We start from the raw sequence: 24,784 nt of genomic DNA, 5'->3' as shown, positions 1-24,784 counted from the left end.
GCCCATCCTTCGAGACGCGCGCTAGCACGCTCCTCAGGATGAGGAGTTGGGGAGTTTGATGGTCTGAAGACCCGGTGCTGACCTCAGTCGCTGCAAACTACGAACTGACCCAGTTCGCCTTCCGCTTTTCGAAGAATGCGGAGATGCCTTCCCGGGCTTCCGGGGTTTCCCAGGTCTCGGCAAGACGGCGGATGGTGTCATCGATGATCTCTTCCGTGATTTCCCGGCCGAGGCTGCGCGCCAGCGCCTTGGAGGCGGCGACGGCGGCGGGCGCAGCGGAGAGATAGGGTTTGATTTCCTTCTCGATGGCCGCGTCGAGGTTGGCTGCGTCCACGACCTTGGCCACAAGATCGAGATCCCGTGCTTCTTCCGCGCCGAACAGGCGGGCGGACATGAACACGCGGCGCGCCTTGCCCTCGCCCATGCGGGCCAGCACATGGGGGCTGATGGTTGCCGGGATGAGGCCGAGGCGCACTTCTGTCAGGCCGAATTTGGCAGTGTCGACCGCAACCACGGTGTCGCAGACACTCATCATGCCGATCCCTCCGCCGAAGGCCTGGCCCTGCACGCGGCCGATCAGCGGCTTGGGCAGTTTGTTGAGGCTCTGCAGCATCATGGCGAGCTTGCGCGCTTCAGTCATGCGGGTCTCGCGGTCAGCCTCGAATTGCTCGCGCATCCAGCCGAGATCACCGCCCGCGCAGAAGCTTGCACCGGCCCCGGTCAGGACAGCGACGCGGACAGAGTTGTCCTCGGCCAGCTGCGCGGCGGCGTCCGTCAGTTCGGCGATCATCGTGGCAGAAAGCGAATTGTGCTTGTCCGGGCGGTTCAGCGTCAGGGTTGCGACGCCCCTTTCATCAACGGCGAGGGAGATTGTCTCAAAGCTCATGCGTCAACGCTCCTGAGGGTGCGGGCAAAATCGGCGACTTCAGCGAGTTTGGCCCGGTCGATGCCTGTCTCGAAGCCCTTGCGGGTCATCAGGTCGAGAACGGCTTCGGTTGCGACATTGCCCTTGGCACCTGGTGCATAGGGGCAGCCACCCAGACCGCCGACCGCGCTGTCGAAGGTACGCAGGCCCTTTTCGAGGCTGACTTCGATGTTCTCGATCGCCCGGCCCTTGGTGTCGTGAAAATGCCCGGCAGCCTTGCCAGCCGGGATCGCCGTCAGCACCGCGTCCAGCATCCGGCCAGTGTTTTCCGGCGTTGCGGCGCCGATCGTGTCGCCAAGAGAGATTTCGTAGCAGCCGAGATCGAACAGCGCGCTGGCGACCTCCGCAACCTTTTCCGGCGGTGTCGGGCCATCGTAGGGGCAGTCGGTCACGCAAGAGACGTACCCGCGCACTGGTATGCCGTCCTCGTGTGCCTTTTCCAGAAGCGGCTTGAAGCGTTCGATGCTCTCTGCCACGGAGCAGTTGATGTTCTTCCTGGAAAAGCCTTCCGACGCCGAGCCGAAGATGGCGACCTCATCCGCCGACACTTTCTTGGCGGCGGTATAGCCTTTGACGTTGGGCGTCAGCACAGCGTAGGTCACGGACGGATGCCGGTAGATGCCTTCCATCACCTCCTGGGCGTCGGCCATCTGGGGCACCCACTTCGGGCTGACGAAACTGGTCACCTCGATCTTGCGGAAGCCGCAGGCGGAGAGGCGGTCCACGAGGTCGATCTTCTGCGCGGTCGGCACAAAGATCTTCTCGTTCTGCAGACCGTCGCGCGGGCCCATTTCAAACAGGGTGACAAATTCAGACATGTTTTCTTCTCTAGCTTCTCGTGACGCTTAACACTGAGCCTAATGGTTTGACACGCTTCGCCGGAAGGACGGCACCAGGCAAGTCTTGGAGGCGTTCGTTGGGCATCGGGGCGCAGTCACCCTTCCTGCCCGGCTCTGGCGCGCAGTTCGCGGCGGATCACCTTGCCGGTGGTAGTCAGGGGCAGGGCGCTGACAAAGGCGACTTCGCGCGGATACTCGTGGGCGGCAAGCCGCGTCTTGACGAAGTCGGCAATTTCCCCGGCAAGTTTGTCGGACGGTTCGATGCCGTTTTTCAAAACGATATACGCCTTGACGATCTCCGTGCGCTGGCTGTCGGGTTTGCCAACGACACCGGCCATGGCAACCGCCGGGTGCTTGATCAGGCAATCCTCGATCTCCCCCGGCCCGATGCGGTAGCCAGATGACGTGATGACGTCATCATCCCGGCCAACAAAACGGATCCAGCCTGTGTCGTCCTTGATGCCGGTGTCGCCTGTCAAAAGCCAAACGCCGGCGAACTTCTTTTCCGTCGCTTCCATGTTGTTCCAGTAGCTCAGGAACATCACCGGATCAGGACGTTTGACGGCAATGTTGCCGAGTGTGCCCGCAGGCAGTTCTTCACCCGTATCGCTGACAACGCTGACGTGGTGTCCGGGAACAGGACGGCCCATGATGCCAGGGCGCGCTTCCATCAGTCTGGCGCAACTGGAAACGATCATGTTGCACTCGGTCTGGCCGTAGAACTCGTTGATCGTCAGGCCAAATGTGCGGCGGCCCCAGTCGATCAGTTCCGCGCCGAGCGTTTCGCCGCCGGACGCAACAGAGCGGAGGGCGAAGTGCCAGCGGTCTTCAGGAGCCTCCACCTGCCGCATCATCTTCAGTGCGGTGGGCGGCAGGAAGGTGTTGCGGATCTTCTGGTCCTGCAGAAGCTGAAAGGCGGCGTCCGCGGTGAATTTCCGGAACCGGCAGGCCACCACCGGGACACCGAGGTAGAGCGCTGGCATAAGCACGTCGAGCAGACCGCCGATCCAGGCCCAGTCCGCCGGGGTCCAGATCCGGTCACCCGGCTGGCCCAGCAGGTCGTGGCTCATTTCCACGCCGGGCAAATGGCCGAGCAGCACTCGGTGGCCGTGAAGGGCGCCCTTCGGCTGGCCGGTGGTGCCGGAGGTGTAGATGATGATGGCCGGGTCGTCCTGGCCCGTGTCGAAAGGGGTGAATTTGCCTTCGTGCCCGGCCATGTGATGGTGAAGGCTCTCCGCCCCTGGAACATCTTCGTCAGCGCAGAAGATCGTTGTCAGCTCAGGCAGGCGGTCACGGATCGTCGCCAGCTTGGCCGCACCGCTCGCGTCCGTGATCACCGCTTTGGCACCGGAATCCTTCAGCCGATACTCCAGAGCTTCCTCACCGAAAAGGGTGAAGAGCGGAATGGTGATCGCGCCGAGTTTCAGGGCAGCGATATGGGCAAAGGCGGTTTCGGGCCTTTGGGGCATCAGGACGCCGATCCGGTCACCGGGCTGGGCGCCTCGGGCAGTCAGCAGGTTGGCAAGCTGATTGGAAAGCCGTCTCAGGTCGTCATAGGTGTAGCTGGTGGCGTTGCCGTCCTCGTCCGTATAGACCAGCGCCTCCCGGTTCGGCTCGCGCGCGGCCCAGTCGTCGCATATGGCAACGCCGATGTTGAACCGGTCGGGGATCTGCCATTTGAACCTGTCAGAAAGGTCATCGTAACTTGTGGCGTCATGCGGCAGCATCGGCTTCCTCCGCGAGTGCCAGAAGAACGGTGCCGTCGGTGACCTGCTCGCCTTCGGCCACCAGAACCTCGCCGATGACACCGTCGCGCGGGGCCTTCAGCGTGTGTTCCATCTTCATGGCTTCCAGGATCAGCAGCGGCTGACCCTTTGTTACGGCTTCGCCTGCTTTTGCGTTCAGAACTTTCACAAGGCCGGGCATGGGTGCGATGAGCTGGTCGTCCGCGCCGCCGGCTTCCTCGTCGGCACTGAGCGTGTCCGGCAAGGCTACCGGGAAGGCATGGCCACCGAGAAAGACCGTCAGCCCCTTGCGGTCTTCAACCACCACGGCGCGGGCCCGGTGGCCGTCGCAGTCATAGGTGATCGCACCGGCGTCGACTTTCACCAGCGCGTATTCGCGCGAGCCTTCCTCCAGGTGTACGGCAAATCGCTGGTGGCCGAGCGCATGAACCTCGACATCCCGGCGCTCGCCGGCAATTTCCAGCAGTGCGTATTGGCGCGACGCGCTCCAGATCCGCCATCCGGCCAGCCTGTCGAACGGATCGTTGCCGCTTGCCGGCTTGGTCAGGCCGAGCGCCTTGAGGGCGGCAAGGGCAATTGCATCCACCGGAATGGACGGCTCTTCGATGAGCTGCGCCAGATCCCTGTCGATAAGGCCGGTGTCGACATCGCCCGCGGCAAAGCCCTTGTGGCGGCACAGGGCCGCCAGAAACCCGGCATTGGTGACGCAACCGGCAACTTCCGTCGCCTCCAGACTTGCCAGCAGCTTGCCGAGGGCAGCCTGGCGGGTCGGGCCATGGACGATTACCTTGGCAATCATCGGATCATAATAGGGGGTGATTTCATCGCCGGGCCGCACGCCGCTGTCGACGCGGGCACTGTCTTCCGGCAGGGCCAGGTGCTCCAGCGTGCCGATGGCGGGCAGGAAGCCCTTTGGCGCGTCTTCAGCATAGAGCCGGGCTTCGAAGGCCCATCCGTCAAAGGAAAGATCTTCCTGGCGTTTCGGCAAGGTTTCACCGGACGCAACGCGAAGCTGCCATTCCACCAGATCCTCGCCGGTGATCAGTTCGGTAACCGGGTGCTCCACCTGAAGGCGGGTGTTCATTTCCATGAAATAGAACCGGTCGGAGCGCAGGCCTTCGGAGACATCGGCGATGAATTCGATGGTGCCGGCACCTGAGTAATCGATGGCCTTTGCCGCTGTCACGGCAGCGTCGCCCATCGCCTGGCGCATTTCTTCCGGCATGCCGGGGGCGGGGGCTTCCTCGATCACCTTCTGGTGGCGGCGCTGCAGCGAGCAATCGCGCTCGAACAGGTGCACGGCATTGCCGTGGCTGTCGCCGAAAACCTGGATTTCAATATGGCGCGGCTTGGTGAGATATTTCTCGATCAGCACGCGGCCATCGCCAAAACTGGCTTCGCCTTCGCGCTGGGCGCCTTTCAGCGCTTCGGCAAAATCCTGCGGGTCGTCGACCCTGCGCATGCCCTTGCCGCCGCCGCCGGCACGCGCCTTGATGAGCACCGGATAGCCGATCTGGTCGGCCTGCTCTTTCAGGAAATCCGCATCCTGGTTGTCGCCGTGGTAACCGGGCACTACCGGCACACCGGCCTTTTCCATCAGCGCCTTGGCGGCATCCTTCAGGCCCATGGCGCGGATGGATGAGGCGCTTGGCCCGATGAAGGCAATGCCGGCCTTGTCGAGAGCATCAACGAAGTCCGGATTTTCCGACAGGAAACCGTAGCCCGGATGTACCGCCTCGGCGCCGCTCAGCTTGCAGGCTTCGATGATCTTGTCGGCCTTCAGATAGCTTTCCGAAACGGGTGCCGTGCCGATGCGGAACGCCTCGTCGGCCATGGCCACATGCTTTGCCCTGGCGTCGGCGTCCGAATAGACCGCGACGGTCTTGATGCCGAGCTTCCGGGCCGTCGTCATGACCCGGCAGGCAATCTCGCCGCGGTTGGCAATGAGGATCTTCTTGAACATTTCTCAGCTCTCCTCCCAGGGAGTGACAAGTGCGCCGGGGGTATCGGCATCTCGGTCCGGAGCAAGGTCCGGCATATTGTGTATCGGCAGCGTGCTGAAAACCGTGACCGAGTTCCGGCTGCCGTCTGCCAGTGGGGCGCTTCGCCCGGTTGCCAGCACGTCCACCTTCAGGCCGCCGACGGACAGCGTGTCGCCCTTGTCGATGCTGCCTTCGTCGAGCGCGACCAGGATGGCGGTCAGTGGCTGCGTGAGTTGAACTTCAGGATGCTGGTCACGAAATGCGGCTTCGATATCCGGACCGCATTCCACCATGGAGCGGACTTCACCTTTCATCGGGCGTCCTCCCGAGCGCTTCCAGAAGAGGGGCATGGCTGGCCTCGTCAAAGGCGACCAGCGTGACGCAATCGATCTCCGGCAGGTCTTCCAGAACCCGCGTGAGCGTTGCGACCGCAACCGAGGCGGCCTTGTCGGCCGGATAGCCGTAAATGCCGGTGGAGATCGCCGGAAAGGCAATTGTCCTGCAGCCATTTTCGGCCGCAAGGCGCAGGCTGGTTTCGTAGCAGGACGCCAAGAGGTCCGCCTCGCCGGACGCGCCGCCTTTCCAGACCGGGCCGACCGTGTGAATGACATGGCGGGCCGGCAGGCGGTAGCCTTTGGTGATCTTGGCACTGCCGGTCTTGCAGCCGTTGAGTGTCCTGCATTCAGCCAGGAGCTCGGGACCTGCCGTGCGGTGGATTGCGCCGTCGACACCGCCACCACCGAGCAGCGACGTGTTGGCCGCATTGACGATGGCATCCACGGCAAGCCGGGTGATGTCGCCGACGTGTGTCTTGATCCTGCTCATGGCTTCAGCTCCGGCTGAAGATCCTCGACAACCTTGAAGCGCTCGCAGACGAGCTGCATTTCCGGATCAAAACCGCCGTTGCGTTCAAAGAACATCTGATGATCCCGCCGCCAGCCGGCCAGGTCGTCGTTTTCGCCTTCTGCCAGGGCGAAGTCCTCTCCGACATCGCAGAACCGCTGGACAGTTACTGCCACCGTCTCGATCACCAGTGCGGGGGTGCCGTCCCAGTTGACAGCAATATCCCGGCGTCCTACGACGGGCAGGACCTCGTCGCCATCTTCAAAACTGTACAAGTCGCCGCATGTGGCGGTCTTCTTGCCGGCGCGCACCAGGGCGATGAGCTGGGCGCACAGGTCCGCGCTGTCGCCAAACTTGAAGGTTTCCGCACCGGGGTATTTTGCTTTCAACGCGTCGATGGACATCGGATCACATCCTGAAGAGACCGAAGCGCGTGTCTTCGATCGGGGCGTTCAAGGCTGCCGACAGGGAGAGGCCGAGGATATCCCGGGTCTTGCGCGGGTCGACGATGCCATCGTCCCAGAGGCCAACTTCACGTTGATTGCTCAAGTCAACAAGATTTGACATTAGTGATCCTCTGTGACTGGTAGGTAATAATCAGTTTGGGCATGAATCCCGATTTCCCTAAAGAGGGCGCGCCCGAGCAGTGTAAAAAGATAGTTCATGTAGCCAAAATCGTGACGATTGAAGTTTAGAACTTTTTGGGATAACTCAGAGTTGGATGATGCTATTTTTTCCGATCCTCTTTGAATTATTTCTAACAAATCAGTGTTGTTGTGAATTAATCCATTTCTAATATTGTTTATCCCTTCGGCTTCTAATCTGGATATTTGGAGTATGTTCTGTAACTGGTTTGCCGACATCGTTTTTGAGCCGTCAAACCATTCAAGGAAGTGATAGGCTGCAAGAATTTGAACTTGATAAGAGCCAGAGAGCGTGCGTGCTTGTAGAAAGCTGCTGAGAGCGTTTCTCATGCCGGATTCTTTTTCTTTGTTTAGATTTCTCATGTATTTGTATGTTTTGTTGAAGGTCTCTATAAGATTATTTCGAACAATTTCCATTTCTCTGTACGGATATCCGCAATAAAAAATTGGTCTTGACGCGCGGTCGAAGCCAAAATTATTTATTATCATCCTTATTTTGTTGTTCGAAAGGTGAGAAAATTTTCTTAATGGGCTTCCAATAGCGACACTCAGTGCAAATTTTGCGCGTGTACAGTTATCTGGTAATTTCCCGATAAGTGATATGTTGTCTTTTGTGCCATTAATAAATAAATCTTCTGAAACTTGGAATTTGCCATAAGTTGCTATTCCGGGAAAAAATAATATTTCTTTTCCAGGGCATTTTATATCGAATTCAATTTCACTATTTACGACTAGATTTAATAACTCAAAGCTTGCGTCTATTGCTAGAATAGTAAGAATTTCAGTTGATGATGATTTCCATCCTCTGTGATTTATATTTGAAGCGAAGGCAATAGGTATGCTGTTCGCGCTTAATTCGCCGAGTGGCGTAATTAATTTTACGTTTGTAAGGCGAAAGTCAGCTTCATGCTTAAGTTCAGTAACTGAGTTTTCATTTCGGACTTGTACTTCAAAAACCTGCTTTTCTAAATTTAGATAGCAAGCGCAGCCACGCAAACTCTTGTCCCCGATGTGTAGTGTACAGGTTCCTGAGAGGAACTTATCAGTGAGTGGCATGTCGAATCTCATCACATCCTGAAGAGACCGAAGCGCGTGTCTTCGATCGTGGCGTTCAGTGCTGCCGACAGGGAAAGGCCCAGAATGTCGCGGGTCTTCCTCGGGTCGACAATGCCATCGTCCCAGAGCCGGGCGGTCGCGTAAAGCGGGTGGCCCTGTTCTTCGAACTGGTCGATGATCGGTTGTTTGAAAGCTTTTTCCTCGTCCTCCGACCAGCTGCCGCCCTTGCGTTCGATACCGTCGCGGCGGACGGTGGCCAAAACGCCGGCCGCCTGTTCGCCGCCCATGACGGAGATGCGGGAGTTGGGCCAGGTCCACAGGAACCGCGGCGAATAGGCCCTGCCGCACATGCCGTAGTTGCCGGCGCCGAAGGAGCCGCCCACCAGCATGGTGATCTTCGGAACGGAGGTGGTGGCAACCGCCGTCACCAGCTTGGCGCCGTCCTTGGCAATGCCGCCGCTTTCATATTTGCGGCCGACCATGAAGCCGGTGATGTTCTGCAGGAACACCAGCGGCACCTTGCGCTGGGAACAGAGCTCAACGAAATGAGCCCCCTTCACCGCACTTTCGGAAAACAGCACGCCGTTGTTGGCAATGATGCCGACAGGCATGCCATGGATATGGGCGAAACCGCAGACCAGAGTGGTGCCGTAGCGGGCCTTGAACTCATCGAAGCGCGATCCGTCGACCGTGCGGGCGATCACCTCGCGGATGTCGTAGGGCGTTTTCAGATCGGCCGGAACGACACCGAGGATTTCTTCCGGATCGTAGAGCGGGTCTTCCGGGGTCTGCAGGGCGACGGACGGTGTCTTGGTGCGGTTGAGGCTGGCGATGGCGCGGCGGGCAAGCGCCAGCGCGTGGGCATCGTCGCGGGCAAGATGATCGGCAACGCCGGACAGGCGCGTGTGGACATCGCCGCCGCCGAGATCTTCCGCCGTGACTTCCTCGCCGGTGGCGGCCTTCACCAGCGGCGGGCCGGCCAGGAAGATGGTGCCCTGGTTCTTGACGATAATGGTTTCGTCCGACATGGCCGGCACATAGGCGCCGCCTGCGGTGCAGGAACCCATGACGACCGCGATCTGCGCGATGCCCCTGGCTGACATGTTGGCCTGGTTGAAGAAGATACGGCCGAAATGGTCTCGGTCCGGGAAGACCTCGTCCTGATTGGGCAGGTTGGCGCCGCCGCTGTCGACCAGATAGATGCAGGGCAGATTGTTTTCCGAGGCAATTTCCTGGGCGCGCAGGTGCTTTTTCACCGACATCGGATAATAGGTGCCACCTTTGACGGTGGCGTCATTGGCAAGGATCATCACCTCGCGGCCTTCAACCCGGCCGATGCCGGCGATCATGCCGGCGGCGGGCGCTGCGCCGTCATACATGTCGTTGGCGGCCAGCATGCCGACTTCCAGAAAAGGCGAGCCCGGATCGAGCAGACGGGAGACGCGTTCGCGGGGCAGGATCTTGCCGCGGGACACGTGGCGCTGGCGGGCGGTTTCACCGCCGCCGTCCAATGCCGTTCTGGCGGCTGCCTTGACGGTGTCCATGGCGGCCTCGTGGGCGGCACGGTTGGCTGCAAACTGTTCGCTTCTCGGCGATAGGCTCGATTTCAGGATGCTCATGTCACCCGGTCTCCCTTGGAACAACCCTCTGGGCGGTTGATCTCGTTCTCTTGTTGGCTCCCCATGCGTCCGGTTGGACGCCTGAGGGGCCGGTATGTCTCATTCTTCCGGCGCGACGGACTTGCGCGCCAGGTCGAGGTAGATCTCTTCGATATCCTGTCTGGAGAGGCGCCCACCTTCGCGGTACCAGCTTGGAATGGCGGTCAGCATGGCGATGATCGCCCGGGTCGTGACCCTGGGTTCGTGCAGGCTGTAGCGGCCCTGCTGCGAGCCTTTTTCGAGAATGTGCGTCAGGATGCCTTCGTAGCGGCGGCGCTCTGTCTCGACGGCGTCGAAATTGTCAGGCTCGAGATTGCGAAGCTCCATGTAGGAAATGAAAACCTCGTCAGCCCTCTCCAGGTGATAGCGGATGTGAAACCGCACGAAACGCTCCAGCGGGTCCATATCGACGGGGAAGGGGGCTTCGTCCCAGGCGGCCAGAAGCTCGCCCATATGGGCCAGCATCAGGTCCTTCAGGATGTCCTGCTTTGTCGGGAAATGATTGTAGAGCGCGCCTGGCTGAACACCGACATCGGCGGCAATCTCGCGCATCGACACTGCGGCATAGCCGTTGGCGGCAAAGCGTTTCAGGGCGGCCTTGCGCACACGCGCGGCAGTCTCCTGGCCCTTGGCGCCCGTTCTGGAGCGGCTTTGCGGTTTTGCAGCAGCGCTTGCCATTTCAATCCTCCCTGACCGCAAAAGTAAATGAACGTTTGTTCATTTTCAAGGGCAATTTGAGTGCGAAGGCGTTGCTGCTACAAAGAATGGCAGAGGAATACGTACGACTGTCAAAAAACTTTCATGGATAACCTGTTCACAGTCCTTGGGCATTCTGCATCCGGTTGAACGCACCGCCGATCTGGGTCGTGCCTAGGGGATGTATTTCAAAGGAACCGATTGATGACCGACGAAAGCGCAAAAACCTGGGTTGAAGCGGAATGGGCAGACAGCCTGGACGAAGAGCTGGAGATGGAGATCGACGATTTTCTCATCGCCAGGGATCTCGCCTTCATCTCGGACAAGAAACACAAGTCGTCAATTGACCGGAACACCTATTTTCACGAGTTGCTGCGCCTGCAGGCCGAACTGGTGAAGCTGCAGGATTGGGTTCAGCACACCGGTGAGAAGATCGTGATCATCTTCGAGGGCCGTGACGCGGCCGGCAAGGGCGGTGTCATCAAGCGGATCACCCAGCGGCTCAATCCGCGTGTCGCGCGCGTGGTTGCGCTGCCGGCGCCAACCGACCGTGAGAAAACCCAGTGGTATTTCCAGCGCTATGTGCCGCATCTGCCGGCTGCGGGGGAAATGGTGCTGTTCGACCGCTCCTGGTACAACCGCTCCGGCGTTGAGCGGGTGATGGGGTTTGCCGATGAAAACCAGGTCGAGCAGTTTTTCAACGACGTTTCCGAATTCGAGCGCATGATCGTGCGCTCCGGCGTGCGGCTGATCAAATACTGGTTCTCGATTACCGACGAGGAGCAGCAGCTCCGCTTCCTGATGCGGATCCACGACCCGCTGAAGCAATGGAAACTGTCGCCGATGGATCTGGAATCCCGGGTGCGCTGGGAAGACTATACCAAGGCCAAGGAAGAGACCTTCGAGCGGACAAATATTCCCGAAGCCCCGTGGTTCATCGTGGAAGGCAACGACAAGAAACAAGCCCGCCTCAACTGCATCAGCCACCTTCTGTCGATGATCCCATACGAAGAAGTGCCGCACGATCCGATCGAATTGCCGGAGCGTGTCTATAACTCCGACTACGAGCGCAAGGTGCTGCCGGAGCACCTCTACGTGCCGGAGAAATTCTGAGGCGGGCAGCTGCGCCCTTCATGGGTGCGATTGCTGCCTTCGGGTAGATCTCTCCAGAGACCACAGGTGTCACCCCGGGCGAGCAACGCGAAACCCGGGGCCCACTTGCTTGCGGAGCGTTGAGGCTGGAGCAGGTGTCGACCGGACTTTCGCATGTTTCAGCAGGTGGTTCTGCGAGTAGGCCCCGGATCTGCGCTACGCTTGTCCGGGGTGACGCAGAAATGGGGCCTGGTCTGCTTCCTGAATGCTGCGCTGACAACGAGAACAGGCCTCTATCCTGCCTTTCCGCCCTTGCGGAGTTAAATCGTTTTATGTCATCTGGGGTGCGTACCTCAAAAAAGTGGGAAGGATGCCGGCATGACGGAAAAGACTATCAAATGGGGGATCGTTTCAACCGCGAAAATCGGTCTCGAAAAGGTCATTCCGGGCATTCAGCAATCGGCGACGGGTATTGCCCATGCAATCGCCTCGCGCGATCTCGGCCGGGCGCAGGAAGCTGCCAGGGAACTTGGCATCGAAAAGGCTTACGGGTCCTATGAGGAACTGCTCGCAGATCCGGAGATCGATGCGATCTACAATCCGTTGCCCAACCACATGCATGTGCCCGTGACGATCCAGGCGGTGAATGCCGGCAAACATGTGCTGTGCGAGAAGCCGGTGGCACTCAATGCCGAGGAAGCAGCGCAGCTTCTGAAACTGCCAAAAGACAAGCTGGTGGCCGAAAACTTCATGGTGCGGGCTCATCCGCAGTGGATCAAGGCGCGCGAGATCGTTCGGTCCGGCGACCTGGGTGAACTGAAAGCGATCCACACCTTCTTCAGCTATTACAACGACGATCCGGGCAACATCCGCAACAAGGCCGACATCGGCGGCGGCGCGCTGCTCGACATCGGCTGCTACACCATGCTGGCCGGGCGTTACTTCTTCGATGCCGAACCGCAGCGGGTGGTGTCGCTGATCGACCGGGATCCGGAGTTCGGTACGGACCGGATGACCAGTGCTCTGCTCGACTTCGGCAACAACCGGCATCTCAACTTCACTGTTTCGACCCAGCTCACGCCTTATCAGCGCATTCAACTGGTCGGCACGAAGAAGCGTCTGGAAATCGTCATCCCGTTCAACGCACCCCAAGGCGAGGCAGTGCAGATCCGGCTTGATGACGGCTCCCTGCTCGGCGATGCCTCGATGCAGTCGGATATCATCGCGCCGTGCGACCAGTATGGCGAACTGGTGGATGTGTTCGGCCGGGCGATTACCGGCGAAGCGCCGCTGCCCTATCGCGCGGAAGACGCGGTTCAGAACATGAAGATCCTCGACGCAATCTTCGCATCGGCGGAAAAAGACGGCTGGGTCAGCATCGACTGATCCAAATGCACGTTTGATCTTCTTAATGTGCCGTCCCGGCCTTGAGCCGGGACTTGTTTTTGAGCGGGCCGAGGTAGGAGTTGGGGCGTTGGGCAACGTCGGCAAAGGTCCCCAGCGTTCAAACCTCCACAAAAGTGAACCCGTTGCCGCGTGTCTCCAGATATCCGAACCGCTCCGTCGACAGGTGGGTTGCCGCAAAGGGGATCCTGTCTGCTGACAGTCGGTCGAACAACGTCTTTCGTGTCTCAACGGCCAAGGCAGGATCGCTGTCGAGCGCATAGCGAACCTCCGGGTTGGCAAATTGCAGCGCATCGGACACGACGACATCTGCCAGCAGGATCATTTCCCTGGAGCCGGCGGAAAGATGCACGGCCTGATGACCCGGTGTGTGACCCGGCGCTGAAAGCAGGGTGATGCCGTTGCCGAGATCGGCATCACCGCGATGAAGGCGCAGCTGATTGCCGACCGGCTTCGCCAGTGCCTGAATGAGGCCAACCATCGGTCTTTTGTCTTCCGGCGCAGTGGTCAGCAGGGCTTCGTCGGTCCAGAAGTCCCACTCTGTCGCCTGAACATGGATGACCGCATTCGGAAAGAGGCTGCTGCCGTTTACGGACAGGCCGCCAATATGGTCGGCATGCATGTGAGTAATGACGATGTCGGTCACCGCTGCGCGCTCTGCGGCCCTTTCCGGTGCCTGCCAGGTGAGGGCCCCACTTGCCGGAAAACGCTCCTTCAGACAATCACCCGATCCGGCATCAATCAGGATCTTGCGCGTGCCCGTCTCGATCAGCCAGGTGTTGGCTCCAAAGCGTGTGCTGGGGCTGACAGCCTGCTGTTCGGCCTGCGTTACGTTGGAAAAATAGGCGGCGGGAATGTCGAGATAACCGTCCGACAGGGCCGTGAGGGCCAGGTCGCCAAGCGCAAGGCGGGTGCCGGATTTTTCGAGAGTGCCGGGCATTGGGGTCTCCATGTCTGTTTGCCGGACGGAAACCTAGCTTCGGGTGCCTTCGGGAACGATTGGCGCAAATGACAAAGAATGTGCTAAATTGGCCAAATGGGTCAGTCGCTTGCCATCGCCATTCTCGCTTATCCGGGATCTCTCAAATCCGCCGTCTATGGGCTGCAGGACGTTCTTGGTCATGCCGCGGGCATTAGCGGTGCTGAGGTGAGGCTGGATGTTCTGGCAGATTTCTCCGTGGTGGTGGAAGGCTACGATGCGGTGATCCTGCCGCCTTCGGCCGGACGGGTTCGCCTGGAAGACGTTCCGGCGCTGCCCACGTTTTTGCAGCATCTGCACGGCAACGGGTCCGTCGTGTGTTCTGCCTGCACCGGGCTGACATTCGTTGCGGCCGCGGGGCTGGGGGCAGGGCGCAAGGTGACGACCCATTGGGGGCTGGAGCAGCGCCTTTCAGCAGCCTATCCGGACCTGAGGCTCGATACGGACAGGTTGCTGATCGAATATTCGGACCTGATCACGGCCGGCGGCCTGATGGCCTGGGTCGATCTTGCGCTGGCCCTGATCGAGCGCTTTCTGGGGTACCCTGTGGCCGTTGCCACGGCGCGGCATTTCATTGTCGACTTCCGCCGCCGCGATCAGCGCCGTTTCCGGCGCTTCCTGCCCGATCTTCGGCATGGCGATGCGGCCATCCTGAAGGTGCAGCATTTTCTGGAAGCTCGGTCCGGCGAGGATGTGTCGGTGGCCGATATGGTTCGGGAAAGCGGGCTGCCGGGGCGGACTTTTCAAAGGCGCTTCAAGGCGGCAACGGGTCTTGCCCCGAAACACTATCTGCAGGAATTGCGCATCGAGCGGGCCAGGGATCTCCTGATTGAAACGGATTGGGCAGTCTCGGAGATCTGCTTTGCTGTTGGCTACAACGATCCGCCGTCCTTCGTCCGCCTGTTCTCCCGCCTTTCCGGCCTGACGCCGGGGGCGTTCCGGGACCAGTACAGGCGGGAGGATCTCAAGCTTGCCGATTGAGGAGCGTCCTATCGGGCAACCATGGTCTCAAGTGTTCAGTAGGCGCTCGCTTTCGCTTGCCAGAGCAGAAAGCTCCTCAAAAGCGCCGGGACCGGCTGCGAGGACCGGGCCGCCTTCCAGAATGGCATCGCCTTCAACGGGGAAGGGGCGGTAGCTGCCACCGGCTTCGGCAACCAGGCAATAGCCGGCAAGGCAATCCCAGGCATGCATGGAAGGCTCGTAGAACCCTGCCAGCCTGCCGGCGGCCACCAGGGCCAGCATCTGGGCGCCCGAACCGGTGCGGATGTAATTGCCGCCGCGCGCCATCAGACCCGTGATGAGCGCGCCGATCATTTCCGGCGGTACGGCATTGTTGGCGCCAATGCCGGTCAAGCTGTTCTGCAGTGTCTTCGATGCGTCAAGGCGGAGCGGTTCGCCGTTCAGTGTTGCGCCGCCGCCCCTGACGGCCGCGAAGCTTTCATCGCCGCAGGGCACACGGATAACACCCATGACCAGGTCCGTGCCGTGCAGCAGCGCGATGGAGACGCACCAGCTCGGCAGGCCGTGGACGAAGGCGGAGGTGCCGTCGATGGGATCGACCACCCAGGTGAACCCGCTGCTGCCTTGTTCGACCCCATGTTCCTCCCCCAGAATCCCGTCTTCTGGAAAGGACGTATGCAGCCTGTCGCGAATGAGCGTTTCCACAGTCTTGTCGGCAATCGAGACAACGTCCTGCAGCCCGCCTTTGATCTCGATGGTCAGATCCTTGCGCCGGTGGAAATACTCCAGTGCCAGGGAACCGGCTTCTTCTGCAATGTCCCGCGCTGCGGCGAACCTTGCCGTCAGCGCGTCAGTCGATGAGCTCATGTCTTCAGTAACCATTGTCACGTCAGGCCTCGATCAGGGCGAGGCCCCGGTTGCGGAAGCCGAGCGAGACGGCGGTGCGGGGCGCGAAGGATCGTTCGACCGAGTGATCGATGACGAAGAAATTTCCGACCGGGGTCTCGATCTCGTATTCGACGTGATCGCCGAGATAGGCAGCCGTCAGGATTTCACCGCCGAGACCTGCCGCTCCCTCCGGATTGAGCATCACGGAGCCGGGCCGCACGGCCAGTTTGGCCTGGCCGCTGGTGGCTTGCCGTGCGCGCAGGCGGTGCTGCAGGCCGCCGACATCGATCAGGGCGTCGTCGCCCTCCCGGCCGACGATCTCGCAGGAAACGACATTCGCTTCGCCCATGAAATCGGCAATGAATTCGGATACGGGTTCTTCGTAGAGTTCGCGCGGGGCGCCTTCCTGGGCAATCTTGCCATCTTTCATGACCACGATCCTGTCGGACACGGCAAGCGCTTCGTCCTGGTCGTGGGTGACATAAACGGCGGTGAAGCCGAGGCGCTGCTGAAGCTCGCGGATTTCCGTGCGCACGCGTCGGCGCAGGCGGGCATCGAGGTTGGACAAGGGTTCATCCAGCAGCAGCACCTGCGGGTTCAGCACCAGCGCACGGGCAACCGCGACACGCTGCTGCTGGCCGCCGGACAGTTCCGCCGGCAGGCGATGGCCCATGCCGGAAAGGCCGACCTGGGTAAGACCTTCCTCGGCCCGTTCGCGGGCCTCCCGCTTCTTGTATCCGGAGGATTCCAGCCCGTAGGCCACATTGTCGAGCGCATTCATGTGCGGGAACAAGGCGTAGGACTGGAACACCATGGAGACATCGCGCTCATGCGCGGGAACCATGGTGACGTCCCGTCCGCCGATCAGGATCCTGCCCGAGGTCGGATGTTCAAGGCCTGCCAGCATGCGCAAGGTGGTGGTCTTGCCGCAGCCGGATGGGCCGAGCAGGGTTACCAGCGTGCCGGGTTCGATGGTGATCGACAGGTCCGGAATGGCGGTGAAGGTGCCGAAGTCCTTGCGGACGTTTTCAAAAACGACGGAGCCGGGTTTGAGGTCAGTCATGCAGTTTTCTCCTGCGCGATACGAATTTTACTGGATTTGGCCATGCCGGAGACGCGGTTTTCCCGGCGCAGGCGGCGTTCGCCGACCAGGAACTGGAAGCCCGCAATAACCGTGATCATCACGAAGATCAGCATGGAGGAATAGGCGATGGCGATGCCGTATTCGCCGTTTTCGACGAGGCCGACGATGTAGGAGGTCGCCATGTTGTATTCCGCGCTGACCAGGAAGATGACCGCACTGATGGAGGTGATGGCCCGGACGAAGGAATAGACCAGCGCCGCGGTGATAGCCGGCCGCAGCAGCGGCAGGATCACCTTGCGCAGCGTACGGGCGCTGTTTGCCCGCAGCGTCAGCGACGCCTCGTCCAGGCTCTTGTCGAGCTGGCTCATGGCCGCAATGCCGCCGCGCACGCCAACCGGCATGTTCCGGAAGACGAAACAGGCAACCAGGATCAGGGCCGAGCCGGTCATCTCGATGGGCGGCAGGTTGAAGGCCATGATGTAGCTGATGCCGATGACGGTGCCGGGAATGGCGAAGCTCATCATGAGGGCAAATTCGAAGGCGTTCTTGCCGGCAAATTTCTGCCGCACGATGATATAGGCCGTCAGCAGACCCACGGCCGCCGTCAATGGTGCGGAGATGAGCGCGATTTCCATGGTCGTCCAGAAGGAGTTCCAGGCAACGCCGGTCCAGACAAGTGCGCCGTCCTGGAAGGTGACCGAGAAGGCCCTAGCGTAGTGTTCCAGCGTCAGGGAATTGTCGAGACCCCAGGTCTTCACGAAGCCGCCGAACAGAATCATGCCATAGACGACGATGGTGAACCCCATCCACGGCAGCACGATGCCGTAGACGGTGAGGGAGAGGCTCTTCGGCAGACCGGCATGGGCGCCGCTGTCGCCCTTGCCGGTGACGGTGGCGAAATTCTTGCCCGACAGCCACATGCGCTGTGCAAGGAAGGCGGTCAGCGTGAAGCTGAGCAGGATGATCGCCAGCACGGCGGCGCGGGACGGATCGACCTGCGAGCCGACGACGGCAAAGAAGATTTCGGTCGAGAGCACGCCGTGGCTGCCGCCGAGCACCAGCGGGTTGCCGAAATCGGCCATGCTTTCGATGAAGCCGATCAGGAAGGCGTTGGCGAGGCCCGGTTTCATCAGGGGCAGCGAAACCCGCCAGAAGGTGCGCCAGCGGTCGGCCCGCAGGGTTTGCGAGGCTTCTTCCATCGAGGGGCTGACGCCCTCGACAACGCCGATCAGCACCAGGAAGGAGATTGGCGTGAAGGACAGAACCTGCGCGATCCAGATGCCGGTCAACCCGTAAAGCCAGCGACTTGGCTCGATGCCGAACAGCGTATCGAGACCCTGGGTGACGACGCCGGAGCGGCCGAAAAGCAGCGTGAGCGCGAGGCCGATCACGAAGGGCGGGGTGATGATCGGCAGGACGGTGAGGAGCCGCAGGCCCTTCTTGAACGGGAAACGGGTGCGTGTGGCAACCAGCGCAAAGGCAAGACCGAGCGTGGTGGAGCCGAGGCCTGACAATACGGCCAGGAACAGCGTGCGCCATGCAACGCCGCAGCGGTTGCCGCCAAAGACGCAATCAAGGCTCCAGATGGCCGGGTCCTGCATGTTGCGGATGAACCCGTCCGGCTTGAAGGAGCCGTCGAAATCCTGCACCGAGCCGGCGAACATCGAGCCGATGGGGTAGAAGATGAAAACCGTCACCAGGAAGATCAGGATGGAGATCGATCCGACGACAAAGGCATCGCCCTTCATGAAGCCACGCTCGGCAAGTCCGAAAGCGATGAAGAGCACGAAGATCAGAGAGGTGACGATGGCGCCTGCCCCCATGGCAGGCTGGCCGAGCGGCAAGGCTCCGAAGGTGGTTTCGGGAAAGGTCCAGGCCCAGCCGGTGAAGCTGATGGCAAGCCCCTGAAGCGCCATGAAGAGAATGCCGATGGTGCCGGTGACGACAAGCAACCGGCCGCGCTTGTTGGCGTCTGTCATGAAGCGGGCACTGCCGCCGATCAGAAACAGCGCCAGCGCGAGCGCAAGCCAGACACGACCTTCGGCAAAGATCTGCAGAAGGCCGGGCGCGAGATCGGAGGAGACCAGAAAGTCCGATGGCCATTCAAAGGAAAAGAAACCCCGGTCCACCCTGTACCAGGGCACGATCAGAAAGGCGCCGATCCCCAGCCCGAGTAGAGCGTTCAGCCGTTTGTTGCCACTCAGCATGGCCACCCCTGTATTTTCGGTTTTCAATAACGGACAAGCCTCGCCGCATCCTTGTCGATGCGCCGGCAAAGCTGGCCGAGACTGCGGACGCGCCGTGGCGCCGCACATGATCTGTCAGATGCCGGTGGCGGCAGATGTCATGGTGCGGAATGCCCCGCTCTGCTGCGCCGTCGGTCCTCCGGGTGAAGCCCGCACTGGCTTTCAGGGCCAGTGCGGGCTTCTTCGGGTGTTGGGGTCAGTTGGCGATAGCGCCAATCTCACGGTCCCAACGCTCCAGGAGGCTCTTGCGGGTGTCCGGGTTGCCGTAGGTGGCGAAGTCGTAGTCGATCAGTTTGATGTCCTCGAACTTCGGCGCTTCCGGCGGAACTTCGGCTGCCTTGTTGGACGGAAGCTGGAAGGACTTCGCGTCTTTCATGCGGGACTGGACTTCCGGAGACAGGGCCCAGTCGTACCAGACCTTGGCGTTTTCCAGGTTGCGGGCGCCCTTGACGATGGACATGGAGCCGATTTCGTAACCGGTGCCTTCGCAAGGCGCAATGGCCTTGACCGGGAAGCCGGAAGCGGCCTGCGCAATGGCGTCATGCATGAAGACGATACCGAGGCCGGTTTCGCCACGGGCGGCCGCCTTCACCGGTGCCGAACCGGACTTGGTGTACTGGGAAACGTTGTTGTTGAGTTCCTTCAGATAGTCGAAAGCCTCATCTTCGCCCATGATCTGAACCAGGGAGGCGAGCGCGGTGTAGGCAGTGCCGGAAGAATTCGGGTTGGCGACCTGAATTTCAGCCTTGAGTTCGGGTTTCAGGAGGTCTGCCCAGCAGGTTGGTTCAGCAAGGCCCTTGTCCTTGAAGATCTCGGTGTTGTAGCCCCAGCCGAGGGCACCGGCATAAACGCCGACGGTCTTGAAGCCGGAGCTTTCCGCCTGTTTCTGGGCCCATTCATGAAGCTCGGGGAGCTTTGCCGACTTGTACTCCTGGGTCAGGCCTTCAGAAGCTGCCTGAAGATGCGGGTCACCGGTGCCACCCCACCAGATATCGGTTTTCGGATTGCGGGATTCGGCGCGGATCTTCGCATAGCTTTCGCCCGATGACAGGCGCACCATGTTGACCTTGATATCGTGCTTTGCTTCGAAGTCGCCCTGCAGCTGTTCGCAGATTACGACGTCCGCCGAGCAGATGACGTTGAGATCGCCCTCTGCCATGGCCGGTGTGACCATATAGGTTGCTGCCGTTGCAAGCAGTGCGACGGAGAGTGTTTTCAAAGACATGGTTTCCTCCACTTTTGGCTTTCAGCCTTTTACCTGCCCGGACGGGCAGGCGTTTCTTTCAGCCCGGGGGCTGATGTGTTGACCGGCTTGAGGCACAACTTGCCCGTTCGGAGCCGCCTCCACGGTCCGTTGCCGGTCGAATTTCGAATGTCGAATGTCAGGTCTCTCCCGAGCGCTTGCCGGGCGGGACCTCGTCTTTTACTGGATGGCTACAGGGGTTGCCGTCTGCAGCACCTCCTTGTCGAAACGGTCGAGCAGTCTTCGTCTCTGGTCGGGCGACCCGAAGGTAGCGAAGTCATAGTCGACCATGCGAATGAGTGAGATATCGGGGGCCGCCGGCGGCAGAGATACTCTGGCATTGGCGGGTATCTGGTTTTGTCCTGAGGCAGCGCAGGTTTCCTGGCCTTCCGGGCTCAGTGCAAAATCGACGAACCGGCGCGCGGCTTCCGGATGGCGGGCACCCTTGACGATGCTGACGGCGCCGATCTCGTAGCCGGTACCCTCGCAGGGGGCGACGATGACCATGGGGGCGCCTTCGAGTTTCTGGGTCACGGCATCGTGGATAAAGGAGATGCCAATCCCCGTCTCACCGCGGGCGGCTGCCTGAACCGGCGCTGCGCCGGAGACCGTGAAACGGTCGATATTCTGTGCGAGAGCGGCCAGATACTCGAAAGCCTCGTCTTCACCCAGAAGCTGGACGAGCGTTGCCAGCATTGTATAGGCGGTTCCCGAGGAATTCGGGTTAGGCATCTGAACAAGGCCCTTGTACTGCGAGGCTGTCAGGTCTTTCCAGCAGGACGGCGCTTCAAGGCCAAGGCGGGCCAGCGTTTCCGAGTTATAGCCAAAGCCGAGAGCGCCCGCGTAAATGCCGGCGGCCTTGCCGCCCGACATCAGAAAGAAATTCTGCGCCCAAGGCAGCGTGTCATCGAAGTTTGCCGGCTGGTAGGGTTCGAGCAGGTCTTCGCCTGCAGCTTGCAGATGCGTGTCGCCGGTGCCGCCCCACCAAACGTCGATCTTTGGCGCGTCACGTTCGGCCCGGATCCTGTCGAGGATCTCGCCGGTGCTTCTGCGTTCCATGGAAACATCAAGGCCTGTCTTCTCCTCGAAGACGGCTTCCATCATCTGGCACCACTCGACCTGCACCGCGCACAGGACATTCAGGTCCTGCGCCGAAGCGGCGTTGAGCGAAAGCGACAGCCATACGGCCGCACCCGCTCCGAGTGACGTGATGAATTTCATGTTTCCTCCCAGCCCGGAACCCAGGTCCCGGACAGCTGTTACCATGGCAGACGTGGCAGTGTTCGCAACAGGAGAATGGTTACTGTTGTTTCGCTGGCGAAAGAAAAGAGTTACAAATATTACAAGCCTTACAATTGTGACAAGCAATTGAAAAACCAAGGATTTGCATAACGCGGCTCTATGCATATGATGCCACTTGGGAGGACATAGGTTTGCTGAACGAAGGCATCAAGATCCTGATCGTGGAGGACGATCAGGATATGGCGGAATTGATATCGGACCTCTTGGAAGCCGAGGGCTGGTTGCCGGTTGCCGCGCGTTCGGCGGAAGAGGCTGCCAGGATCCTGCCGGAGCATGCTTTCCACCTGGTTCTGGTCGATCATAACCTGCCTGGCATGTCCGGCCGGGTGTTTGCCCAGAAGCTGCGGTCGCAGACGGATATCGGCATCGTCATGGTAACGGCTGCCGGCAGCGCGGCGGAGCGTGTGCTGGGTCTTGAAACCGCTGCCGACGATTATGTGGTCAAGCCGTTCGAGCCGATTGAACTTACTGCCCGGATCAAGGCGGTGCTCCGGCGATTGCACCCGTCCCTGCGGAGTGCCGACAAGGAGACGGTCAACGTTCAGCACGAACCGACCGCTCTGCTTCTGGGCGACTGGGTGATCGATCTCGTCAATCGCAAGGCCGTCTGCACGTCTCATCCCACACGGACGCTCACGTCATCGGAGTTCTCTCTGCTGGAGATCCTGGCCGCGACGCCGAACGAACCGGTGAGCCGGACGAAGATCCTGGAACAGCTGGGGGCGGAAACAGACCGGCTGATCGACCGCAACGTCGATGTTCTGGTCCTGCGCCTTCGCCGCAAGATCGAGCGCAATCCGGATCTGCCGCAACACATCAAAACCCGGCGGGGGAAGGGCTACATCCTGCACCGGGATCCGGCCCATGTATCTTAAATGATCAGCCGGTCGGTTCTTTCCTCCATCGCCTTCAGGCTGCCTGCCGCCATTGCGCTGATCTGTGCCGTCGCCTTTACCCTGTCGGCCATCGCGATCTACGGCCTTCTGAAGGCGCGCGACGAAACCGCCGCCTATGGGCTGCAGGCCTTCACCAGCCTGGCCGATGCCGCGCTCGTTTCCCGGCAGGTGTCTGACCTTGTCTCCAGCGCGCCCTTTCTGATGAATGCGACCTCGCCATACACCGTCTCCGGCAAGAGCCGGCTGCTGGTGGAGCAGGTCGACCAGTTGTTGAGTTCGCTGCCCGACTATCCGCCGGGCAAGGAAACCTACCGGGCTGCCAACACGCGGATCTTCGAACTGCTCGGCCAGATCCGTGCGCAGACGCTCGCGCTGTCTGCCAAGGCCGAAACCGCGCAACACTACAAGGAGGAGGTGTCCTCCGCGCTGGGCGTGATCGCGGTTGCAGACACGGCGAGCCAGAAGGAACTGCGCCAGCGGCTGAACGCCATCGTGCATTCGGTTTCGAGCGCGGGCAGCCTGTTTCAGCTAGGCGAGTTGGAGCGGCGCTATGTGGCAGGCATGGCTTCGGCCTCGTTGCCACCGGCAGACCTCAGGCCCTATGAGCGGGTTTTCGAGGCACAGACCAGCTATCTGCTGGAGATGTTCGCTGTACGCACTGCGATTGCCAGACTGCACACGGTTGCGCGCGAACTCTCCCTTGCCACCGAAACCCAGTCGGGCATCGTGACGGAAACCCTCAACAGGGATTTCCAGTCGACTTCGGCCACCTTGCAGCAGCTTCTGGTGATCGTTGCCGTGGCTTCGCTGCTGGTGCTGACCATGGCGGTGATATCGATCCGCTCGGTTATCCGGGTGTCGAAGGGCATCGTCTCCCTGGCCAGCGGCATGAACGCTCTTGCCAAGGGGCAGAAGGATGTCGGACCGCCGGTCTATCAGGGCAATGAAACGGAACTCCTGGATCTGCAGCAGGCCTTTCTCGCCTTCAAGGAAAGCGTCGACCGGGTCACCCGGTTGCGGCGTACTGCAGAAGCTGCGGCGCGGACGATCCGGTCCACCTTCCGCAGTATGAACGAAGGCATTGCCATCTTCGATGCCACCGGCCAGCCGGTGACCATGAACCGGAGGGTCATCGAGCTGCTGGGCCACAAGGGTGCGGCGCGCAAGCTGCCGCTGGTCCAGTTTCTGGAGCCTGTTCCGGAAGTCCGGACAGAGTTGCTTCCGGGCGCCCCGGACGGCCGGCCCCTGAGTGCGCCTTTTTCCGTACGCCATCGTTCTGAAAACGGGACTGTTACGGAAATCTCGCTGTCGCGGCAGAGCGACGACGGTGTCGTTCTGCTCGCCCGGGATGTGACGCTTCTGGACCGGCAGGAGGCAGAGGCGGCCAAGGCCCAGAGGCTTGATGGCATCATGCGGCTGACGCACCAGCTCAGCCACGAGGTTGGCAACACCATCGGCATCATTACCGGTAGCCTCGGGCTGCTGGAGCGGGAGGGTGGGTTCAACGACCGTCAGGCCCGCAACATCGCGCGCATCCGCAAGGCGGCCGACCGGGGGCGCTCGCTTGCCAGCAGCATGTTGACCATCGGACGCCAGCAACCGGCCAATCTCAGCCGCATCGGCATGTCTTCATTGCTACGCGGCATGGCTGACATTCTCGAAATCGCCATTGGCGAGAAATGCAGCCTTAAACTGGAGCTGGACGACAGCTTGCCGCCGCTGGTGCTGGACCCGGAACTGTTCGAGCAGTCCGTACTGAACCTCTGCCTGAATTCGGCGGCGGCGATGCCGGACGGCGGTGAGGTCAAGGTCTCCACCTTTTCGACTGGCGAAGCTGTCGTGGTTTCCGTCCGGGACACGGGCATTGGCATGAGCCGGGAAGAGGTCGACAAGGCGTTCGAACCCTATTTCACCACCAAGACAAGCGAAGGCGGCGCCGGGCTCGGGCTTGCCGTGGTCTATGGTTTCGTTCGCCAAAGCGGCGGCACGGCAAATATCTTTTCCGAGCCGGGCAAGGGCACGACTGTCGAACTGCGGTTTCCGAAGGACGTGGAAGAGGTCGGGTTGGCTACCCCGAGCATCGAAGCGGTTTCCTGAGGCGCTGAGTATTCATCTGCGGAAGGTTTCCCGGCTCATCGTATTTGAGAGCGCCACGAACGCCCGGTTGAGTGCTGGGTCATCCAACTGCCGATCGCGTCCTTCGCTCCGCAATTTACGTCTGCGTAGTATTCCACCCTTGACTCGTTTGGAACGTTCCAGTAATTCTTCCAATCAAGAAATTGGAACGTTCCAAAATAATAAG

22 protein-coding genes are annotated in these 24,784 nt (G+C 60.6%); 5 read left to right on the top strand and 17 right to left on the bottom strand.

All coding sequences use genetic code 11. The features are described from left to right. Positions 1-97 precede the first annotated feature (97 nt). The 11 genes from AC2A6O_RS08325 to AC2A6O_RS08275 all read right to left on the bottom strand — a co-directional run bounded on the left by AC2A6O_RS08325 (position 98) and on the right by AC2A6O_RS08275 (position 10,370). Complete coding sequence (locus AC2A6O_RS08325) at positions 98-886, bottom strand: crotonase/enoyl-CoA hydratase family protein (protein ID WP_498926435.1); 789 nt, start codon at positions 884-886, stop codon at positions 98-100. After that, positions 883-1,743 (bottom strand): hydroxymethylglutaryl-CoA lyase, encoded by an 861-nt coding sequence (locus tag AC2A6O_RS08320; protein ID WP_498926434.1) that lies wholly within the window; start codon positions 1,741-1,743, stop codon positions 883-885. The genes AC2A6O_RS08325 and AC2A6O_RS08320 overlap by 4 nt, the downstream gene beginning before the upstream one ends. Before the next feature lie 116 nt (positions 1,744-1,859). Continuing rightward, entirely contained in the window at positions 1,860-3,491 is a 1,632-nt protein-coding gene (locus tag AC2A6O_RS08315) for an acyl-CoA synthetase (protein ID WP_498926433.1), read from the bottom strand. Beyond that, the gene (locus AC2A6O_RS08310; protein ID WP_498926432.1) at positions 3,478-5,472 is read right to left on the bottom strand and encodes an ATP-binding protein; all 1,995 of its coding nucleotides are present in this window, start codon (positions 5,470-5,472) and stop codon (positions 3,478-3,480) included. Before AC2A6O_RS08310 ends, AC2A6O_RS08315 begins: the two co-directional genes overlap by 14 nt. Before the next feature lie 3 nt (positions 5,473-5,475). Beyond that, positions 5,476-5,805 (bottom strand): hypothetical protein, encoded by a 330-nt coding sequence (locus tag AC2A6O_RS08305; protein ID WP_498926431.1) that lies wholly within the window; start codon positions 5,803-5,805, stop codon positions 5,476-5,478. Continuing rightward, on the bottom strand, positions 5,795-6,316 hold the full coding sequence (locus AC2A6O_RS08300) for an O-acetyl-ADP-ribose deacetylase (protein ID WP_498926430.1): 522 nt from the start codon (positions 6,314-6,316) through the stop codon (positions 5,795-5,797). The genes AC2A6O_RS08305 and AC2A6O_RS08300 overlap by 11 nt, the downstream gene beginning before the upstream one ends. Next, positions 6,313-6,738, bottom strand: a complete 426-nt coding sequence (locus tag AC2A6O_RS08295; RefSeq protein ID WP_498926429.1) for an ASCH domain-containing protein — start codon at positions 6,736-6,738, stop codon at positions 6,313-6,315. Before AC2A6O_RS08295 ends, AC2A6O_RS08300 begins: the two co-directional genes overlap by 4 nt. A 4-nt stretch (positions 6,739-6,742) precedes the next feature. Then, the gene (locus AC2A6O_RS08290; protein WP_498927101.1) at positions 6,743-6,901 is read right to left on the bottom strand and encodes a hypothetical protein; all 159 of its coding nucleotides are present in this window, start codon (positions 6,899-6,901) and stop codon (positions 6,743-6,745) included. Then, the gene (locus tag AC2A6O_RS08285; RefSeq protein WP_498926428.1) at positions 6,901-8,034 is read right to left on the bottom strand and encodes a hypothetical protein; all 1,134 of its coding nucleotides are present in this window, start codon (positions 8,032-8,034) and stop codon (positions 6,901-6,903) included. Before AC2A6O_RS08285 ends, AC2A6O_RS08290 begins: the two co-directional genes overlap by 1 nt. A gap of 11 nt (positions 8,035-8,045) precedes the next feature. Then, positions 8,046-9,653: a carboxyl transferase domain-containing protein gene (locus tag AC2A6O_RS08280; protein WP_498926427.1), complete on the bottom strand. Its 1,608-nt coding sequence runs from the start codon at positions 9,651-9,653 to the stop codon at positions 8,046-8,048. 99 nt (positions 9,654-9,752) lie between these two features. Continuing rightward, positions 9,753-10,370: a TetR/AcrR family transcriptional regulator gene (locus AC2A6O_RS08275; protein WP_498926426.1), complete on the bottom strand. Its 618-nt coding sequence runs from the start codon at positions 10,368-10,370 to the stop codon at positions 9,753-9,755. Between the two features lie 222 nt (positions 10,371-10,592). Between AC2A6O_RS08275 and ppk2 the strand changes: the two genes are divergently transcribed. Together ppk2 and AC2A6O_RS08265 are read left to right on the top strand one after the other, a co-directional pair. Beyond that, a complete protein-coding gene (gene ppk2, locus AC2A6O_RS08270; protein ID WP_148583547.1) occupies positions 10,593-11,501 on the top strand; it encodes a polyphosphate kinase 2 in 909 nt (302 codons plus the stop codon). A gap of 357 nt (positions 11,502-11,858) precedes the next feature. Continuing rightward, positions 11,859-12,866 carry a Gfo/Idh/MocA family protein gene (locus AC2A6O_RS08265; protein WP_498926425.1) on the top strand — a complete coding sequence of 336 codons (1,008 nt, stop codon included), beginning with the start codon at positions 11,859-11,861 and terminating at the stop codon, positions 12,864-12,866. Positions 12,867-12,984: 118 nt separating this feature from the next. Here AC2A6O_RS08265 and AC2A6O_RS08260 read toward each other — a convergent pair whose 3' ends face one another. Next, a complete protein-coding gene (locus AC2A6O_RS08260) occupies positions 12,985-13,824 on the bottom strand; it encodes an MBL fold metallo-hydrolase (RefSeq protein WP_209001020.1) in 840 nt (279 codons plus the stop codon). Between the two features lie 96 nt (positions 13,825-13,920). Between AC2A6O_RS08260 and AC2A6O_RS08255 the strand changes: the two genes are divergently transcribed. Further along, a complete protein-coding gene (locus tag AC2A6O_RS08255) occupies positions 13,921-14,844 on the top strand; it encodes a GlxA family transcriptional regulator (protein ID WP_498926424.1) in 924 nt (307 codons plus the stop codon). A gap of 27 nt (positions 14,845-14,871) precedes the next feature. On the opposite strand, the gene AC2A6O_RS08250 is transcribed toward AC2A6O_RS08255, so the two are convergent. The 5 genes from AC2A6O_RS08250 to AC2A6O_RS08230 form a co-directional block, all read right to left on the bottom strand. Next, a complete protein-coding gene (locus AC2A6O_RS08250) occupies positions 14,872-15,690 on the bottom strand; it encodes an inositol monophosphatase family protein (RefSeq protein WP_498926423.1) in 819 nt (272 codons plus the stop codon). A 22-nt stretch (positions 15,691-15,712) separates the two neighbouring features. Beyond that, positions 15,713-16,774, bottom strand: coding sequence for an ABC transporter ATP-binding protein (locus AC2A6O_RS08245; RefSeq protein ID WP_498926422.1), 1,062 nt, complete (start codon positions 16,772-16,774; stop codon positions 15,713-15,715). Further along, positions 16,771-19,002, bottom strand: a complete 2,232-nt coding sequence (locus AC2A6O_RS08240) for an ABC transporter permease (protein WP_498926421.1) — start codon at positions 19,000-19,002, stop codon at positions 16,771-16,773. Before AC2A6O_RS08240 ends, AC2A6O_RS08245 begins: the two co-directional genes overlap by 4 nt. A gap of 235 nt (positions 19,003-19,237) precedes the next feature. Beyond that, complete coding sequence (locus tag AC2A6O_RS08235; RefSeq protein ID WP_148583540.1) at positions 19,238-20,266, bottom strand: ABC transporter substrate-binding protein; 1,029 nt, start codon at positions 20,264-20,266, stop codon at positions 19,238-19,240. 198 nt (positions 20,267-20,464) lie between these two features. Then, positions 20,465-21,505, bottom strand: coding sequence for an ABC transporter substrate-binding protein (locus tag AC2A6O_RS08230; RefSeq protein ID WP_498926420.1), 1,041 nt, complete (start codon positions 21,503-21,505; stop codon positions 20,465-20,467). Between the two features lie 212 nt (positions 21,506-21,717). Here AC2A6O_RS08230 and AC2A6O_RS08225 point away from each other — a divergent pair, with 212 nt between their 5' ends. After that, complete coding sequence (locus tag AC2A6O_RS08225) at positions 21,718-22,461, top strand: response regulator transcription factor (RefSeq protein ID WP_148583538.1); 744 nt, start codon at positions 21,718-21,720, stop codon at positions 22,459-22,461. Continuing rightward, positions 22,462-24,579 (top strand): ATP-binding protein, encoded by a 2,118-nt coding sequence (locus AC2A6O_RS08220; protein ID WP_498926419.1) that lies wholly within the window; start codon positions 22,462-22,464, stop codon positions 24,577-24,579. Positions 24,580-24,784 lie beyond the last annotated feature (205 nt).

The organism is Labrenzia sp. ATLA3, from assembly GCF_057180185.1.
This window is presented reverse-complemented; position numbering and strand designations above follow the sequence as displayed.